The sequence below is a fragment of the Paraglaciecola sp. genome, from assembly GCF_039964565.1.
Lineage (GTDB): Bacteria > Pseudomonadota > Gammaproteobacteria > Enterobacterales > Alteromonadaceae > Paraglaciecola.
Genome location: NZ_JBDVXF010000042.1, coordinates 1 through 17,463, shown reverse-complemented (window position 1 = coordinate 17,463; position 17,463 = coordinate 1). Strand labels below are relative to the sequence as shown.

17 protein-coding genes and 1 pseudogene are annotated in these 17,463 nt (G+C 39.6%); 10 read left to right on the top strand and 8 right to left on the bottom strand.

The genetic code is table 11. The features are described from left to right. Positions 1 to 14 precede the first annotated feature (14 nt). Both ABJK37_RS18115 and ABJK37_RS18110 read right to left on the bottom strand, forming a co-directional pair. On the bottom strand, positions 15 to 1,508 hold the full coding sequence (locus ABJK37_RS18115; protein ID WP_348356870.1) for a P-loop NTPase fold protein: 1,494 nt from the start codon (positions 1,506 to 1,508) through the stop codon (positions 15 to 17). Between the two features lie 811 nt (positions 1,509 to 2,319). Continuing rightward, positions 2,320 to 2,751, bottom strand: a complete 432-nt coding sequence (locus ABJK37_RS18110) for an Rrf2 family transcriptional regulator (protein WP_348356868.1) — start codon at positions 2,749 to 2,751, stop codon at positions 2,320 to 2,322. Positions 2,752 to 2,861: 110 nt separating this feature from the next. On the opposite strand from ABJK37_RS18110, the gene ABJK37_RS18105 reads away from it, so the two are divergent. Continuing rightward, positions 2,862 to 3,083, top strand: a complete 222-nt coding sequence (locus tag ABJK37_RS18105) for a hypothetical protein (RefSeq protein ID WP_348356866.1) — start codon at positions 2,862 to 2,864, stop codon at positions 3,081 to 3,083. A gap of 16 nt (positions 3,084 to 3,099) precedes the next feature. Beyond that, positions 3,100 to 4,305: an NnrS family protein gene (locus ABJK37_RS18100; RefSeq protein ID WP_348356864.1), complete on the top strand. Its 1,206-nt coding sequence runs from the start codon at positions 3,100 to 3,102 to the stop codon at positions 4,303 to 4,305. Positions 4,306 to 4,310: 5 nt separating this feature from the next. On the opposite strand, the gene ABJK37_RS18095 is transcribed toward ABJK37_RS18100, so the two are convergent. Then, a complete protein-coding gene (locus ABJK37_RS18095; RefSeq protein WP_348356862.1) occupies positions 4,311 to 5,990 on the bottom strand; it encodes an amidohydrolase in 1,680 nt (559 codons plus the stop codon). Positions 5,991 to 6,373: 383 nt separating this feature from the next. On the opposite strand from ABJK37_RS18095, the gene ABJK37_RS18090 reads away from it, so the two are divergent. From ABJK37_RS18090 to ABJK37_RS18060, 7 genes and pseudogenes are all read left to right on the top strand, one after another. Then, positions 6,374 to 6,763, top strand: coding sequence for a BlaI/MecI/CopY family transcriptional regulator (locus tag ABJK37_RS18090; RefSeq protein ID WP_348356860.1), 390 nt, complete (start codon positions 6,374 to 6,376; stop codon positions 6,761 to 6,763). Positions 6,764 to 6,770: 7 nt separating this feature from the next. Further along, a complete protein-coding gene (locus ABJK37_RS18085) occupies positions 6,771 to 8,357 on the top strand; it encodes a M56 family metallopeptidase (RefSeq protein ID WP_348356858.1) in 1,587 nt (528 codons plus the stop codon). A 100-nt stretch (positions 8,358 to 8,457) separates the two neighbouring features. Continuing rightward, entirely contained in the window at positions 8,458 to 9,405 is a 948-nt protein-coding gene (locus ABJK37_RS18080) for a hypothetical protein (protein WP_348356856.1), read from the top strand. 43 nt (positions 9,406 to 9,448) lie between these two features. After that, complete coding sequence (locus ABJK37_RS18075; protein ID WP_348356854.1) at positions 9,449 to 10,348, top strand: alpha/beta hydrolase; 900 nt, start codon at positions 9,449 to 9,451, stop codon at positions 10,346 to 10,348. 89 nt (positions 10,349 to 10,437) lie between these two features. Beyond that, a complete protein-coding gene (locus ABJK37_RS18070; protein WP_348356852.1) occupies positions 10,438 to 12,519 on the top strand; it encodes an ATP-dependent helicase in 2,082 nt (693 codons plus the stop codon). Between the two features lie 236 nt (positions 12,520 to 12,755). Then, positions 12,756 to 13,631 carry a MipA/OmpV family protein gene (locus ABJK37_RS18065; RefSeq protein ID WP_348356850.1) on the top strand — a complete coding sequence of 292 codons (876 nt, stop codon included), beginning with the start codon at positions 12,756 to 12,758 and terminating at the stop codon, positions 13,629 to 13,631. A 155-nt stretch (positions 13,632 to 13,786) separates the two neighbouring features. Next, a pseudogene (locus ABJK37_RS18060) lies at positions 13,787 to 14,008 on the top strand (IS110 family transposase); the annotation flags it as partial. A 357-nt stretch (positions 14,009 to 14,365) separates the two neighbouring features. Here ABJK37_RS18060 and ABJK37_RS18055 read toward each other — a convergent pair. Beyond that, a complete protein-coding gene (locus ABJK37_RS18055) occupies positions 14,366 to 14,800 on the bottom strand; it encodes an SRPBCC domain-containing protein (RefSeq protein ID WP_348356848.1) in 435 nt (144 codons plus the stop codon). 118 nt (positions 14,801 to 14,918) lie between these two features. Between ABJK37_RS18055 and ABJK37_RS18050 the strand changes: the two genes are divergently transcribed. Continuing rightward, the gene (locus ABJK37_RS18050) at positions 14,919 to 15,257 is read left to right on the top strand and encodes a helix-turn-helix domain-containing protein (protein WP_348356846.1); all 339 of its coding nucleotides are present in this window, start codon (positions 14,919 to 14,921) and stop codon (positions 15,255 to 15,257) included. A gap of 101 nt (positions 15,258 to 15,358) precedes the next feature. Here ABJK37_RS18050 and ABJK37_RS18045 read toward each other — a convergent pair whose 3' ends face one another. The 4 genes from ABJK37_RS18045 to ABJK37_RS18030 all read right to left on the bottom strand — a co-directional run. After that, positions 15,359 to 15,724: a cupin domain-containing protein gene (locus ABJK37_RS18045; RefSeq protein WP_348356844.1), complete on the bottom strand. Its 366-nt coding sequence runs from the start codon at positions 15,722 to 15,724 to the stop codon at positions 15,359 to 15,361. Positions 15,725 to 15,958: 234 nt separating this feature from the next. Then, positions 15,959 to 16,117 carry a transposase gene (locus tag ABJK37_RS18040; protein ID WP_348356842.1) on the bottom strand — a complete coding sequence of 53 codons (159 nt, stop codon included), beginning with the start codon at positions 16,115 to 16,117 and terminating at the stop codon, positions 15,959 to 15,961. A 236-nt stretch (positions 16,118 to 16,353) separates the two neighbouring features. Further along, a complete protein-coding gene (locus tag ABJK37_RS18035) occupies positions 16,354 to 16,986 on the bottom strand; it encodes a hypothetical protein (protein WP_348356840.1) in 633 nt (210 codons plus the stop codon). Between the two features lie 224 nt (positions 16,987 to 17,210). After that, on the bottom strand, positions 17,211 to 17,463 hold a 253-nt coding region (locus ABJK37_RS18030), incomplete at its 5' end, for a transposase (protein WP_348356838.1).

Sequence of the window (17,463 nt, the reverse complement as noted above, 5' to 3'; positions counted from 1 at the left end):
TGGTGGTCGCGTTTTCACTCAATATGACCCGATAATTCTATTATCTTTTTATGGTCATCCCAGAGTAAATACATACAATCTGGTTGCTCTCTATAGCTTAATAGCTTTGGGAAAAAGACATTTGGGTCTTGGATTACGGATTGGAATCTAATTTCTGCAAAATCGAAAGTCTGAATACCTAATAACTTTTTTTGATGATTGAAATGTGTTAAAGCTCCGCCGCCCGTATGTTGCGTTTTAGTCTTTTTTAAAGTTACGCAATTGAACATGTGAGTAATCATATCTTTCATAGGATACTCTTGAGTGCTGTCATTATTGATTCTTAATGAATGTGCTGTATTAGCCAAATTAATGTTAGTCCGGCTACTTACCTCAGGTTTCTCTAGATGTTGTTCAAGCAATCCAACTATCAAAACGACTGTATTTAACACTACATCTGATTCTAAAGATCGGGTCACAAAGTAATCTAGTCCAGCGAAAAATCGGTTGATTATCTGATCAACATCTCGTAGTTCAAGATTATTGCTTTCAAACAGAGCCGAAAATAAAGCTATGTTAGCTTTTTGATCCTCAATAAATGGGTAAAGTATGAGCTTTTTATCATTGTATTTTTGGAAATTAAGTTCTTTTGCTGTCAAATAATCCAGTATAGATACTTGAGGCAGCGTTATCTTGCTATCGAAAAATCTACGCAAATAAAGTTTTGCATCAAAATTCTGTCCGTAAACAGACATTACAGAATGCTCCAATACTTCAGTGTTCGTAGCCACTAAAAAAGTACATCCTTTTGTATCAAAAAAGTGTTTAATACTTTCCAAAATCTCTATTGCATAGGTAGGTCTGCACCTATCTAACTCATCAATTAAAATAACTATGGGGACATTTAACTCATAGATGATTTCAATCAATTCAGACAGAAAAGTTATGTTCTTTTTAATATCTTTAATTGCTTGAACGGCATCTACATGATTTTTTTGAACAGCTTCAACAAATTTTTGAGAGCTGGTTTTAGTATTTAAGTCAGGAGTTGCATTTACAACCGAAGATAAGCCTTTTGTGATGCCTATGGTCACTGGTTCAGTTGTCAAAGCCACTCCAGCTTCGATGTACTTTAAACAGAGGCCAAATCGCTGTTTTAAAGTATTAATTTTTTCCGTTGCTTTATCCTTATCTTTCCTCTTGCCGTTAGGTGCCTTTGTATCAAATATAAATTCTATTTGCTGGAGAAGCTCACTACAGATGACAGCTAATGGACTGTTTGAAAAATCACTTTCCCAAACATCGATATAGACAACTGGATACTTTTGTTTTGCCAGTTCAACATATATACGTCGTATGAATTCAGTTTTGCCAGATCCATATACGCCATTTAGATTAATCACTCTGCTGTCGGAAGTAAGGAAATGAGTTATAAAACGTCCAAAACCTTCCCTGTTAGTCTTACATGTTTCCCAATTATATAGTTTTTCCCAATTGGCATATTTACTGGCGTGATTTTTAGTGTCCATTTTTTCCAGTTTCCTTATTCACTATAATTATCTCGACATATATGGAAGATCCACTATCGTCACGGCAATAGTTGACTTCACCTTCAATTAGAAGATGTTAACTTCTTTGTTTTTATTAGCACATCAACTCTGACGATAAACAATTAAGGGTCGTACTGATATATATTCGCCAACCGCGTTGCGGCCTATTATGAGAGTGAGATTATTGGTGTACTCTCTGGCCCTAATTAGATCCTCTCTTAACTGTCTCAAACACCTACTCGGTTTTAAAAACCTTGTCTCGTACAGAAGTAACCTAGACACCCAAAACATTAAAGTACCCAATTGTTTCAAAATCAACAAGCATCAAGTGGTTTAAATAGGAGTTCTTTTAGGGGTATGTATTAAAAGTTTTGCGGCAACTGCGAGTTAATGGGTTTTATGCGCTTAAACGTGTGATTTAATTCAAATTTCATGCAGCAGAATAACACCTCCATCATCTGGGAGTGGGTGAAGTGAATTCAAAATCGTTGGGGTCAAATCGATAGGGGTCAGTGACGTTGATTTACAAAAAGTTTGAATGTATGCATTTGGCACATTAGAGCCAATCAGTTCTAGTATATTACCCCCATAACAATTGGTTTTTTCCTGCTTTTCTTCATTGACCTCTGTGCCCGCTGCGGTAAAAATTCTTTTGCTTTTAAGGTGCGGATAAAAATAAACCGATTCCGGCTTTGAAGGCTGCCGGAATGACTCGAATTGGCGAACGCCAAAACGCCTGAATTGGTCTAAATCTAACTTTTAATTACGCCAAACTAAGGCGGGTTAAGCCTTATTGAAGATTCAAAATTTGGATTAAATTATTAGCCTCATCTTCTAATAAATCAGCCAAAGTATAAGCTTTTAAACTATCCAAAAATGCTTGGGTCGCTTGGCCCAATATGCCTCTCAGTTTGCAGGCAGGTAATATTCGGCATTGAGGGGTTTTACATTCAACCACTTGTAATGTGTTTTCAAGTAACACCACTAAATCTGCAATATTTAACTCATGTGGCGCACGTTTCAAAAAGAAACCACCGCCCTTGCCTCTTTTGGTTTCGATGATCCCTGCCTTGCCTAATTGATGCACAATTTTATTCACATTATTTCTAGATATGTCGTAGGTGCTGCTTATTTCATCTATACTGGCGCGTTTGCCCTGTGGCAATAAAGCAAGATAAATAAGAGTGCGTAAACCATAGTCAGTGTAGCGAGTTAGTTGCATAAATACTCTTCGGTTACCCAGTGATTAGTTTAAATTAAAAGCCTGTTTGACAGTTTTATATAATACATCTAATATGCACCTTATTAAAAGATACTTATTACAGGTATGTTATGAATCACGCTTTATTACTAAAATTTGCCAATGCTTCAATGCTTACAACGCTAGTGGTGTTTGTGTTCTGTGCAGTTCTGGCTTATGGGTTTGATAACCACCTTCCGCTATTAGGGCTTACACTGCTGCATGTAGCACAAATTATTCTGGCTGGATTTTTTAAATTATCTTATGTGATTCGTTTAGTCGCCCAACAACAACTCGGCCTAACCATTCGCTAAATATTGAGTAGCAACGATGATGCATATTTCAGAGCCAAATCAAGAACAACAAGTCACACCTATCTGGCGACAGGCCTTTCGGCCCTTTTTTCTATTTGCTTGTATATTCTCAATACTGTCTATCAGTGCCTGGGCCCTAGTACAGGCTGGAGAACTTTACTTTATGCCATACGGTGGAGTGACGTTTTGGCATGCCCATGAAATGTTATTTGGATTTGTTGCAGCTATTATTGTCGGCTTTTTACTTACCGCAGTACAAAACTGGACAGGGCTTCGAGCCACCCATGGCAAACCGTTGATGGTGCTTGTTACCCTGTGGTTAGTCGCTCGTGTATTGATGTTTTTAGATATCTTTACACTGCAATGGATCACCGCTGCTTTTGACATGAGTTTTTTACTGCTAGCGGCATATTTTATGGCAAAACTCGTGTTAAAAGTTAAACAGTACCGTAACCTCATTTTTGTGCCAATACTGCTTTTATTGGCAACCGCCAACTTGTTCACCCATTTATTTGTGATAACAGGTGAGATGCACTTTTATACGCAAGGTATGTACAGCACTGTGATGATTATCACTTTGATCATGACGGTTATCGCAGGTCGGGTGTTTCCTATGTTCACAGCCAATGGCACCCAAACTAAAAAAGTCGATAATCTAGCCTGGTTGGAAAAATCCGTTATTGGCTTAACGGCCTTAATAATGCTGATACATTTTTTCGGTTTACAACAGCGTCTATCCAGCAACCTCATGGTTTTACTATTTGCACTTTGTGGGCTAACCCATTTCATACGAACAACACGCTGGCGACCTCAAGTAACCTTTAAAACACCTTTAGTGTGGTCATTACATCTGGCCTATTGGTTTATCCCAATCAGCTTTTTGTTGTTTGCTTTACACTATGCAGGCGTCAACCTATCTACATCCAATGCGTTACACGGTTTAACCGCGGGGGCAATGAGCTCGTTGATATTGGCCATGGTCGCGCGTATCTCATTGGGCCATTCTGGAAGGCCATTAACTCCTCATTGGATAATGAAGTATGCCTTTAGCCTGATAGTAATAGCCGGTATTGTTAGGCTTATTTCCCCTATTATACCGACTTACTTGGGTTTCAACTTAAACGTATTGTCTGCTGTGATATGGGCAATAGCTTTTAGCATATATGTTGTAATTTATGCACCAATACTCACCAGCCCCAGACCAGACGGAAAATCTGGTTAGTATCTTCATTTAATAAACTTTGGCTCTCCCTCAACCCATGTTTCAAGTACTTGTATCTCTATTAACTGCTCCAAAGGATAAGACAGGGGGTTATCAGAAAGTCGCACAAAATCCGCGTATTTTCCAACTTCAATGCTGCCGAGTTTAGTATCCAGTCCAAGTTGCCAGGCGCCATTATAGGTTAAGGCTTTAAGCGCTTGTTTGGAGGAAATGCCTTGGGATTGTCCTAAAGCTAAGCCCGTTCTACTTTTCCGGGTCATAGAGGTTTGCATTAAGTGAAACGGCGCCGCTGGAAACATCGGACCATCTGCATGCAATGTGGGGTGCATATTTAGGTCAAACGCATCTTTAACTAGCAGCACATTTTTTGCTCTTTGGGGCCCAATAATGCCTTCTGACAAGGCATCACCGTAGTAGTAAATATGGTTAATATGAAAACTTGGTGTCAGCCCAATGGCTGCCATTTGTTCCAAAGAATCTTTGGATATTAATAGTCCATGTTCAATTCTATGCCTTTGTTCTTTAAATTCAGGCTTTGCAACACTCGACATCACTTCAGTGACCAATCGGCTAGAAAGGTCTCCTTGAGAATGCACTGCTAACTGCCATCCTTGCTGTGAATACTTTTCTACCTGAGACGTGAACTTTTCATCAGATAACCTAGGCTCACCAGAATGGCCTGGTTCAATCCCTATTGACTCAGTTAGCTGACTAGTTGTGTATGGTTGCTCTAGTTGCATTGAGCCCGTATATGGAGAACCGTCATGCCAAATTTTTACGCCTAAAATACTAAAATAATCATCACCATTTTCTCGCTCTTCGGGCAGCATGTCTAATTCACTAGCAGTCAGATAATAAAATTGCCTAATCTTGTATTGAAACCAATCAAACGCAGCATATTTAGCAATCCAAGTGGGTACGTTGTAACCAAGGGAAGCGACTGTGGTATAACCAGCAGCGAGGTATTCATCTAGGACTTTTTCGTAATTGCTAATTGTTGCTAACGGCGACTTTAACTCTTCTAAAAACGGTGCAGATGCTTCCGACTCTGCAATAAATCCTGTGAGTTGCCCATTTTCATCTTTACCGTAGTAACTTCCATACCCCGGGTCAGGGGTCGATGCAGTTATTCCAACCTCTGCAAAGGCTTGGGAATTAGCCCAATATGAATGCATGGTTTGCGAAATAAGCACCAAGGGATTTTGAGGAGCAATACGATCTAAGTCTGCCATAGTGGGTAACTGCATATCAGGAAACAATATAGAGTCAATCCCCATAGCGAACACCCATTCACCTTGTTGACTATGACTCACTTGTGTTTCAAGGTGCTGCCACATTTGTTCTGCGGTTTGATGAGTGAATCCACTGATATCAATAGTATTAGCAAATAACGCTTCTAATGTTGGGTGCTCATGAACACCAATAAAACCGGGAATTAAGGTATCTCCCTTAAGATCAATCTTTTTAGTTCCCTTTCCAACCAAGGTCAGTACCTCAGCAGAGTCTCCTACAAAACTAATCTTACCGTCTTTAACGGCGACGGCTTGGTGAGTTGCATCACCCGCATCAACAGTGACTATTGTGCCATTGTAAAAAACCACATCGGGTGTAGTGGATTTTGAGCACCCTACTAAGATCATACTCAGAATCAAACAAAACACCGATTTAATGGAGACTAACCTCATTACTTTACCTCTAATATTGTTATTGCTTTTTATGGTTTGTATGATTTATCAAGCCACCCATGATAAATATTTAGTTAAACTGAAATCTTATATTTTCACGTTTATTATAAATGTCTGCATAAAGAAAGTACTAACTTTGCGTTTTTTGGAACTAAGGACAGAGTATTTCAAACTTACCGAGTACAAGGCGCAATTGTGGGTGAAGGGGAATTTGACCTAAATGGCATTGATATGTACCAAATCAAAGATGGAAAAATTGCCTCTAAAGACAGCTATTGGAAGCGTTAGATTTTGAGTTAGTTAAATTAATTCGATGATTTATTGACAAGCAAATCATTCTTCTCTACATTTGTAGATAACAGCTCGACAAATGTAGAGAAGAAATGACAACCGACATAAAACTCAGTGAATTCGAATTAGATGTAATGAATATCCTTTGGCAACTCGGTAAGGCGTCTGCCCCTGAAGTGCACGAAAAAATTAAGTTAGACAAGGATGTCAGCTACTCCACTGTTAAAACCATTATCGACCGACTCGAACAAAAAGAAGCGGTAATGCGAGCCGAACAACAAGGTCGCACTATTTTCTATGCGCCAGCAATCGAACGTGAAACCCTTTCACCGCCTTTACTCAAAGGCTTTCTAAAACGTATCTTTGCAGGTGATCCCCACAAGATGGTGGCGCAATTGTTGGACAATGAACAACTTAATAACAACGAAATAGAGCAGCTTGAAAACATGTTAGCCGCGCACAAAGCTAAAAATAACAAGTGAGGCGATAATGACGACTTATCTAACTATTACTCTATTAATTAGCAGTATTTGTGGCTTAACCATCCTTTTATTAGGTGGCGCGCCCGCTCGATTGCGTTTTTACATTTGCCTATTACTAATGGTTTCTTGGCTCACTCCTTGGCAGTTATTGCAATTTCAGGCCGAATCAAACGCCTTGACTTTACCCTTGAATATTTTAACTGAATTAACATGGGATACTCCTACAGTTGCCACTCAAAATGTTCTAACAGCGGCTCCAATAAAGGAACAACCATCCGCTACTTGGCTAACTTTTGATTGGTTATGGCAAGCAGCGTTTGTCATAGGTTTACTATTGTTTTCCAAAGATTTGCTGAGTTTTGTAAAGTTGCATAGACGCTGGATTCAACATTCAACACTCGACAATCAAACATGGAAAACAGCACAAATAACCCAGCCTAATTGTGATATTCGCCGCATCGATTCACAATCACCTGGCATGGCGACGGGTCTCATTAACCCTATTATTTGGCTAGACAGCAAACAACATGATGCTGAAAAAATTCGCACTATTGTGTTACACGAACTCACCCATATTCGCCAGCATGATCCCTATTGGTTATGGGCGATTAACCTATTACAACGCTTGTTTTGGTGGAATCCACTGGTTTGGTTTACCGCACACTACGCAAGACAACAAATAGAATTAAGCTGTGATGAGCAGTGTAAAAAGCATTTGCCCGAAGGCAGATATCAATTGCAATTGATTAAACTGACTTTACAGGCGAATAAACCGCAACACCCGCTACAGATGCCAGCTGTTTTACAAATGAGCGGCACACCGGCATTTAATCTACAGCGGATCAATAAACTTAATAAGGAACATAACATGAAGAAACGACATGCAATTGTGATGGCATCATTGTTATCACTAACAGGCTGGATTGGGTTTTCTAATGCAACGGTTAATTCACAACAGGTTGTATTTCAAGAAGATAAGGCACAGAGTATCGTTAATGTATTACATACTATTAACGACAAAAACTTTACTGAGGCGCAATCACAACTAGCAAAATTAACAACCCAAATTGACAACTTTGAAACACCACAGCAAGCTAAAATTCTTAAACTTCAGGCACATGTTTTGTACGAATTAGAGCCCGAAAACCCGCAAATATTAGCTTTTATGGATAGTGCCATCGCGTTAGAAGATGAGATACCAAGCGATGAGCTTTTAGACCTTATCAACATGGCGCAGGCTTTAGCGGCAAGTCAGCAGAGGTGGGACAAACAGCTTAGCTATGCTGATCATTGGTTTAACGTTGCCGCTGAAGCTGGTGACAACAGTAACCAAAAAAACCTGTTGTACATGACCGCAGTGTCCCACTACTCACTAGCACAATACAACCAAGCTATCTCTAGGTTGAATGATTTAATGTCTCTTAGTGAAACACAAGGAGAGCAACCTCAAGAAAGCTGGCTAAAATTACTAATGGCCAACCATGTCGAGAAAGACGATCTGGCGAAAGCGACTAAGGTGCAAGCAAAAATCACCATGTTATATCCAACACAAAACAACCAAAGACTGTTGAATGAGTTATCGTACAACCTATAAATTGCACTTAAATACAAAACACATAACGAGTTTCCAACTCCTTATGTGTTTTGGCATTTGAGTTCTACTAGTAGACCCAAAGTAACGTTAAGGAAGACATATGCAACAAACTAAAAAAAGTTTTTTAAGTGCTAATAATAAAAGTATCGCTAAGCATAACCGCTGGATAAATGATAACCAAAATTCGAAAACGGTTAAGCTGTCGAAAAAAGCCTTGATAAAATTTGCGACTGCGGCTTTCATTTACACCACAGGCACGATTTCGGGCTCTTCTTTAGCGAGTACAAGCCCTAATTCCCAGCTTTGGTTATCAAGCTCATTGGGGTATGAATACGCTGAAAATAGTGATGCCTCACTATTCCCTTCCAATAACACATTCCCTATTTTTAACTATGTCAGTAGTAGGCAGATAGCCGATGACGAACAACCCAATTATACAAAAGCAGTTGTTATGGCGCTGATACGATGGATGTTTGCCCAGCGAAATGAAAAGGATGGTAACAGTTCACAGATTAACCTCCAAAAGTGGCTGTCAATTCTCATAGCCATGCACAAGAGTGGCACACCAAACAAGATGGCTATATTTTTGGCCTATGTTCAGAATGATATTTTACAGGAAGTAGATAAGTCTAATAACAAAGCGTTGGAGATGTTGGAAAAGGCAGCTTTGGCAAAACAAAGAAAACACGATAAAGAATTTAAAGATCGAATGGAATTGATGCAATTGGCCAGACTTAGGCAAGTAGAAACGTCTATGCAACATTACGCCGCTTTAAACGACCAAGCATATCAACTCGGGTTTGAAACCTTTAAACGGCTTAAAGAGATTGATGCGAATTTAAATACTCCCATTCATCAAAGAGAAGCCTTCAAGGAAGGGCTTGAGAAAGGTAAGCACAATTACGATTTATCTGCCGCTGAAAGAGGCGTAGAAAATTCATCTAAAGCGAATGAATCACCTATCAACTCCGACAAAGACTTAATTGAAGCAGACAAAAGCGCAAACAACGACGAGATAAAACTCGATTTAAGTACTGTTGAAAATTAAAGTGTATTTATCAATAGAAACAGTCTTGACCAAGAAAATGACCATGGCAAATTTTGCAATATGCTTTGGTCTGTGTTTACTGCTTTTCGTCAGCTTCTTGAGTCACAGTTCACAGGATTTAAAAGGCCTTCACGAAAACATTCCGATAGGTGAATTAGATGGCGTGAAATTATCAATCAACATTGCTTTTCCAGCAACACTCAGCAAACAAGCGCGCCCCGTACTGATGATGATTCATGGGGGTGGTTTCTTAAAAGGCAATAAAAATAACAACAACGCCCGCATTCAGAAACTGAGCAAACGTGGTTTTGTAGCGGCAAGTGTGATGTATCGATTCGCTCCACAACACAAGTTTCCTGCAGCGCTAGATGACGTTAAATTAGCGATTCGTTTTTTAAAAGCTCATGCCAAAAAATACCATATCAACCCAGAACGGATAATTATTAGCGGGTCGTCGAGTGGTGGATTTTTAGCTGTAATGGCAGGAGTAACAGGTAATTCCGATGCATTTTCTAAGCACGGTTTATACACTGAGTTTAATTCGTCTGTGCACGCCATCGCAGCCCAGTCAGCTCCCATCGCAGATTATAGACAAGCAAAATATTCAGATTATTTATTGGTAGACCGATTGCTTGCAAAAAACGCCGACAATCAACAACAACGCCTAGCGGCTATGTCAGCCGTGACCTATTTAGACACAAATGACCCACCAATGTTTCTAACTCACGGTGATATCGACCCTATTGTACCTGTACATATGACGCGAGAATTTGTAAGTGAACTTCAAAAAGCCAATCACATTCATCAGTACATCGAAATAAAAGGCGCTACACATAGCTTTAATCAATCCACCCCCGAAAAAGCCAGAACGGTCTTTACTTCTTACGTAAACTTTATAGAAAAATGGGCCAAAACAGACCGGCATAAAAGTCAACGCTTTTGAAATTCTCCGCCAACAAAACTGTATATATATACAGCCATAATGTAATCCATTATATTAAGCATTGAAGTTCATCGGATTTGATAGAAATAATGCTTGATACAATGCTGCTAAATAAAGAACAACAAGAAGCTGTTGAATGTACTGACTCTGAAGGCAACAACAATAAAGCACCTCTGCTCATCATTGCCGGAGCAGGTACGGGCAAAACCAACACTCTTGCACATAAAACCGCACAATTAATTTTAAGAGGCGAATCCCCGGAGCGTATTCTTTTAATGACTTTTGCCCGTCGTGCGGCAGGTGAATTATCAATGCGGGCCAACCGTATTGTCGAACAGCAACTAATGAAAAAAACGGGTAAGGGTAAAACCGCAACCTATCAACCAATCAAAATTTCTTGGATGGGCACTTTTCATTCTATCGCGGCTCGTTTACTCACAGAGCACGCCAACGCCATTGGTCTCGAAAGTGATTTTACTATCATGGATCGCAATGACAGCGCAGATATGATTGATGTTATACGCCATGAATTGGGTCTTACATCCACCGTAAAGCGCTTCCCTAAAAAGAAAACCTGCTTGGATATTTACTCTCGCTGCGTGAATAGTAAACAACCCATTGAAGAGATTTTGGATGCCCACTTTCCCTACTGCCGCCAATGGGACAAAGAGTTAACCCGCTTATTTGCTGCGTACGCTAAGGCAAAAATGGAACAAGTCTGCTTAGACTATGACGACCTGCTTTTGTACTGCTACCACATGGCCCAAGTGCCAGAAATAGCCCAACAGGTGCGCGAACAATTTGACTATATATTGGTAGACGAATACCAAGATACCAACGTATTACAAGCCGGTATTCTTATGGGTTTCTTCCCAACTGGTGAAGGGTTAACGGTTGTAGGAGACGATGCGCAATCTATTTATTCTTTCAGGGCTGCCGATGTGGATAATATATTAAACTTTCCGCAGCAATTTAACCCACCCGCCAGAGTCATTTCGCTCAAACAAAATTATCGCTCTCACCAAGCTATTTTAGACTTATCTAATGTTTTGCTCAGTGAAGGAACCGAAGGTTACAAAGTCGAATTATTCAGTGACAGAAAATCAGGAATTAGACCTAAATTAGTGTCGGTAGAAGATGATACTAAACAAGCCGAGTATATTGTCGAGACGGTATTAGCGGCGCGTGAGCAAGGTATCGAATTAAAAAAACAAGCGGTTTTGTTTAGGTCGAGTTATCACAGTGACCGCCTCGAACTAGAGTTGACTAGGCGAAATATTCCCTTTGTAAAACATGGAGGGCTTAAATTTTTGGAAGCGGCACATGTTAAAGACTTACTATCGATATTGCGCTGGGCCAATAATCCCAAACATAAAATTTCAGCCTTTAGGGTGTTGAAGTTATTACCAAGTGTTGGGCCTAAAATAGCTGAAAAAGTCATTAATTCTCTTACCGCAAAACACTACACATTTAACGAACTACTTGATTACCCTATGCCACAAGTAGCCAACGCGTTGTTTCAGTCATTAATAAAAGTGCTTAGTGCCATCCATGCAAATACCATTGTTTGGACAGAACAAGTCAATGCTGTGGTTAACATCTACAAAGAATTGCTGGAGATTAACTACGATGACCACTTTGTGCGTTTTGGTGACATTGAGCAACTGGCGCAAATATCTCAGCAGTTTCCATCACGAGAACGCTTTTTAACAGAACTGACGTTAGACCCGCCACAGTCCACAGGAGATCTTGCAGGGCCACCTTTAGTCGATGATGACTTTCTCATTTTATCAACTGTGCACAGTGCCAAAGGCCAAGAATGGCATAATGTTTTTGTGCTGAATGTGGCTGATGGTAATTTCCCTAATGAATACGCCGCAGGCAACAAACGCAGCTTAGAGGAAGAAAGGCGGTTGCTTAATGTTGCTATTACTCGCGCTAAAGATGAACTGCATTTAATGCAACCACTGAAATATTGGGTGCCAGAACAACAACGCCACGGAGACCGACATGTTTACGGAGCTAAAAGTCGATTTTTAACAGAACCCGTGCTGAAATTATTAGAAACCACCCATTTTCCTAGAGTACAGCTTAACCAAAAAGAAAAGGAATCCGCCAAGCTCGCCATCACCGATATTAAAAAAACTGTGTTGGGTATTTGGGATGCTTGAATTTTGGGTTTTCCCTTCACTAACATGACGAGGACTCCAATAATTCCTAACTGCTAGGTGCTAGGTGCCACCTTTTCTGATTTAGACGACTTATTTTTTCAAAGGCATTTAACTTTTCATTTTTTTACAAGTTTTTCAACTTTGTTGTCACTTTCCTCCCCTTTTGGGCACTTGTATGGATAAAAACGCCATTTAAATCATTAACTCTTATTTGAACAACTTTACGGATTCTAAAAATGAATAACAGTACAACTAGCTTTAACTATTGCAACAACAGTAGTTATAAAAACACTTTGGGGAAAATCGCACTTGTTTCGATTTTTATGACTTTGCCTTTGTTTACATTTGCCAAAGATTTCCCTTTGGCCAGTGTTACTGATCACACCAAAGGAGATGGTTTTGCTCAGTCAATTGGCATAAACCTTGAGTATTCCCCAGTATTTGATGGCTCTGATGAGTATGGTATCGAGTTTCAAGTTGCAGGAGCTATTCAATTCAGAAAGGGCAATCATTTGTTTTTCCTCGAAGGGTTCAATATTGATGGTCTCGAGTTGGGTTGGCGTAGCATGGTAACAAACAACTACTTTTTGCAACTAGGAATAAGGCACGAAACGGTATTGCCTAAGATGGATCTTACAGATGGTAAAATTGTTGGTATCCCTCATCGTGGTTCAACAGTGTTTGGCTTTGCTGAAGGAACCTACTTTTTTGACAAAAATGAGCTGTTTTGGATGACAGGTCGCTTTTCAGCTGGACCTAGTGACTTTGGTTATCGAGCAAAAGTATCGGTGGGACACAGCTTTATTCGTTCATATAATGGCTTGGGATTGGATTTGGTGGCCTATTCAACCTTTGGTGATAAAGAGCAATTTGATCGTTATTTTGGTATTTCCGCTGACGAATCCCTTTCCTCCGGTCTAGCTCAGTCCGATTTGGATGGAGGATACCGCTCATCAGGATTAGAAGTGTTTTATCGTCAGAATATCTTTACCAGCATTCAAATTTTAGCCAGGGTTGGGGTTGAATTGTATAGCGACGAGATTGAAGAAAGCGCGCTTGTGAGTGACAATTCTGAACTCACTTCTGGATTTGCTGTGATGTGGCGTTTTTAGAGACCAATTCTCCAGCCTTCCGCCGTTAGATGGAGAACCTAAGATCAAAAACAGCTTTATGAAGGCAGCGATAATTAAAATGGAAATCTAAGCTACCCCAGATTCTAAACCTTCTAATGGGTGGCTTGGTAAATCCTTGGTAAATCCGTACACAAGGCAATAAAATAGGTAACGCGCACTTAAAATGGGCATTCTCTGAAATGGCCGTGCTCTATCTTAGAGGTAACGATAAGGCCAGAGCTTATCTTAACAAACTACAAAAACGCATGAGCAAAGCAAAAGCGCTTTCAGTGCTCGCCCATAAACTCGGGCGCTGCGTCTACTTCATGTTAAAACGACAAAGGGCATTTGATGAAAATCGATTTTTAGCAGGTTAGTAACGACATTCGGTGAGCTGAACGTCTAACTAAGGCCTTAAGCTGAGCATCTTAAAACGGTAGTGAAACTATCACTGGCTACTTCACGCCTTTATATCGTTTATATGCCATCGCTAGGCAACGACACCGCTTGATTAGACACCGAATGGACGTGCATCAATACTCTGAGCTAAATCGTTTACACCTGGCCTGAGCCTGAAACTAACTGGTGGATTTATCCAACCTTATTCTTGAATAGTGCAAGTGCTGGGTTAACCGATGAATGTCTAGTGCCCCTGTTATCATCACGGATGATGAAACGACAGGCTGTGATGAGACCACGTAAGAGAGCCTCTATATGTGTTAGCTTTTGTTTGCTCAAGCAATCTGCTTTTCCAAATAAGCCTTAAATGCTGATCCAAAAAAGTGATTCCAGCCAGAATTACAAATATTATAGCAATTTACTTCTGGAGTTAACCCAATATGAGTGAAATGAACATCCGTATTTTCACCTTTACCAATAATGTTGAACCGTAATGTCGTGTTTTCCCACTCCGTTCTCATTTCCGGCGTTGTAACTGGGTGAATATGGTCTGCTTGATAGCAGAACAGCTCTACGAGTCTGTTTGCTTCTAGCTTAACAACTTCAAAAGACCATGTAGTACCATCTTCAAATTTTGCTGTTGTTTTATCCCCAATTTTATCTACTGTAGATGTCATATCAGTCCACCAATTCGACATCTCTTTTGTTAGCGCATCAAAAACACGCTTCGGGGTGACTTTGACTGTTATTGTATGTTCGTAATTCTTCACTATTGATTCCTCTTTTGTACTGGAGAGAAGAATATACTTTATAAAGTATTAAAATATAAGTAGGCAATTATTTAGTATATAGTATTGTTTTTAATACTGTTGGGATAAAGGTCGAGCTATGACATCAAAAAAAGAAGCAACTCAATCCGCCGAAGGGACGCTATGCCCAATGCCTCAGATAGCAAAACTCATTGGAGGAAAATGGAAACTAATAGTACTGCAAATTTTGATTTTTCATGGAACTCACAGATTCAATGAGTTACGCCGGAAGATCGAAGGCATCACTCAGGCTATGCTTACAAACCAACTAAGGGCACTGGAAGAGGATGGATTAATATCGAGAAAAGTATACGCGGAAGTTCCTCCACGCGTTGAGTACTCTGCTACGCAAAAAGCAATGGATCTAAACGAAATGTTTGAAGCAATGCATCGTTGGTGGGTTACGTATGAAGGCTAACGCCCACTTCGGCGGACAAAAATGGTGGGCTAAAATTTTGTTGAGGAACGAAACATAACCCGCTGTTTTTGTTCCGATTTGAAGTTCTTGTTAGCTGTGCATTACACCCAAACATCATCTTCTGCTGTAAGTTCGCTATCTGAATCACCAGTATTAACAACACCTTTAGGTTCAACTATCATAATTTTACATTCAGAAGTTGCTATAGGTTTATGTTCAGTACCTTTGGGGATTACAAACATTTCACCTGATTCTAATGTAACTAGCCCGTCACGAAATTCAATATTCAGGCAACCTTCAATCACAATAAAGACTTCATCAGTATCTGGGTGATCGTGCCATACAAATTCACCTTCTACTTTAACCAATTTAAACTGGTAATCATTCATTTCTGCAATTACACGAGGAGACCAATGCTCTGTAAATTTATTAAACTTATCTTTGAAATTGATGGCAGTATGTTTCATGGAAACTCCTATCTAGGAAATACAGCTAACGAGGCTGAAGAAAAAGTCGGTTTTGACTATTCACAGCATCGCCTTTCTTTAAATTCTAATTGTCCACAACTTTGCCTTGAGACAAGATTTTTTGCAAAGTTTTTTACTCCTAGTTTTGATTTTCCAGTTTTTGGCTTTTATCTGGCCGGAGGTGTCTGTTCTTATGAGCTTGTAGGGGATGATTTTGAGGTGTGGTTAAGCGAACTACGCCGCTAATTGTCCGTAATTATTGAGTTTCTCAAGATTGTGTATCAAGCAGAATAGATGCCACTGGCTTTGCATCTTATCTTTACCTCGCAGACTGAAACGTTTGAGATTTTTGTTGGTACCGATATTACCGAATACTGGTTCAACCACAGACATTCGGTGACCCCAGATTCTAAACCTTCTAATGGGTGGCTTGGTATATCTGCTTGGTAAATCTCCCCTGTTATCATCACGGATGATGAAACGACAGGCTGTGATGAGATCACTTAAGAGAGCCTCTATATGTGTTTGCTATAAGCGATGACTTAACAGCCACTATGACAGATGAAGTATGCGGCTTAGCTCAGAAACTTGGATTGATCTTGAAAAAGTGGTCAAAAGATGACTAGTACCTATTGACCGACTGGAGGCTCATATGTGTTAGCTTTACTTTGCTCCGAACGAAACGTGTAGAAAAATATAATCAAAAAGCAGCCACATGCCCAACCAAATAAATACATAATTTCATTTATTTGACTTGAAGTGTTTTTAATTATGTCTTTCGCTTGGGCTCCTCCAATAAATTTTTCTTTATAACTTTTCTGATCATCTTCTGTAGGACTGTAAACAATAAGCTCGTCAGATTTACTTTTATACATTATTGGTTGCCCAAACTCTTTGTATATAACCTGTGCTATTACTTTTCTTACTTCTGGATTCTCATTATTAATAGCTTCTAAAGAAGTATTCTCTGATATCAACTCAGTTTGTTCGCTTACAGCTAAGAAGGTGTTTGTTGTTTTTAATAAGTTCATTCCGACGCTATTAAGAAATACATTTAGTAAAAATATAAATAAGAAACCTGAAGCAAATTTATCATCGTTTTTACTCAAAATGCTCTTAGCAAACCCATATGGTAATAAAATACTCAAAAGACCAAATGAAGTCCATTGTATATACCAAACAGAAAAAACATCAGGTAGATATTGTTTACCAAAAAAGGGGACGAGCCATAATAGAAGACATACATTAGATAAAAACTTCATACTTTCCTTGTAAAGCTAACGAGGCTGTAGAAAAAGTCGTTTTTGACTGTTCAACGCTTCGGTTTTCTTAAAATTTATAATGTTCACAACTCTGCCTTGAGCCAAGATGTTTTGCAAAGTTTTTTACTCCTAGTTTTGATTTTCCAGTTTTTGGCTTTTTTCTGGCTAGAGACGGTTGTGCTGAAGGACTTTAAGGAGAGGATTTTGAAGTGCAGTTAGACTAACTACGCCACTAACTGCCCGTAATTTTTGAGTTTCTCAAGATTGTGTATCAAGCAGAATAGATGCCACTGGCTTTGCACCTTATCTTTACCTCGCAGACTGAAACGTTTGAGATTTTTGTTGGTACCGATATTACCAAATACTGGCTCAACCACAGACATTCGGTGACTATAAACCTGTTTACCTAATGGACTATCCACGCGATGCTTCATCCAGTCGGTGTAATTCGGTGGTCGCGGCTTATCATCAATTAGA

Bases quoted from the DNA above. Each gene is read 5' to 3' on its own strand.
- ABJK37_RS18115 (WP_348356870.1), bottom strand. From the start codon at position 1,508: ATGGACACTAAAAATCACGCCAGTAAATATGCCAATTGGGAAAAACTA.
- ABJK37_RS18110 (WP_348356868.1), bottom strand. From the start codon at position 2,751: ATGCAACTAACTCGCTACACTGACTATGGTTTACGCACTCTTATTTAT.
- ABJK37_RS18105 (WP_348356866.1), top strand. From the start codon at position 2,862: ATGAATCACGCTTTATTACTAAAATTTGCCAATGCTTCAATGCTTACA.
- ABJK37_RS18100 (WP_348356864.1), top strand. From the start codon at position 3,100: ATGATGCATATTTCAGAGCCAAATCAAGAACAACAAGTCACACCTATC.
- ABJK37_RS18095 (WP_348356862.1), bottom strand. From the start codon at position 5,990: ATGAGGTTAGTCTCCATTAAATCGGTGTTTTGTTTGATTCTGAGTATG.
- ABJK37_RS18090 (WP_348356860.1), top strand. From the start codon at position 6,374: ATGACAACCGACATAAAACTCAGTGAATTCGAATTAGATGTAATGAAT.
- ABJK37_RS18085 (WP_348356858.1), top strand. From the start codon at position 6,771: ATGACGACTTATCTAACTATTACTCTATTAATTAGCAGTATTTGTGGC.
- ABJK37_RS18080 (WP_348356856.1), top strand. From the start codon at position 8,458: ATGCAACAAACTAAAAAAAGTTTTTTAAGTGCTAATAATAAAAGTATC.
- ABJK37_RS18075 (WP_348356854.1), top strand. From the start codon at position 9,449: ATGGCAAATTTTGCAATATGCTTTGGTCTGTGTTTACTGCTTTTCGTC.
- ABJK37_RS18070 (WP_348356852.1), top strand. From the start codon at position 10,438: ATGCTTGATACAATGCTGCTAAATAAAGAACAACAAGAAGCTGTTGAA.
- ABJK37_RS18065 (WP_348356850.1), top strand. From the start codon at position 12,756: ATGAATAACAGTACAACTAGCTTTAACTATTGCAACAACAGTAGTTAT.
- ABJK37_RS18050 (WP_348356846.1), top strand. From the start codon at position 14,919: ATGACATCAAAAAAAGAAGCAACTCAATCCGCCGAAGGGACGCTATGC.
- ABJK37_RS18045 (WP_348356844.1), bottom strand. From the start codon at position 15,724: ATGAAACATACTGCCATCAATTTCAAAGATAAGTTTAATAAATTTACA.
- ABJK37_RS18040 (WP_348356842.1), bottom strand. From the start codon at position 16,117: ATGTCTGTGGTTGAACCAGTATTCGGTAATATCGGTACCAACAAAAAT.
- ABJK37_RS18035 (WP_348356840.1), bottom strand. From the start codon at position 16,986: ATGAAGTTTTTATCTAATGTATGTCTTCTATTATGGCTCGTCCCCTTT.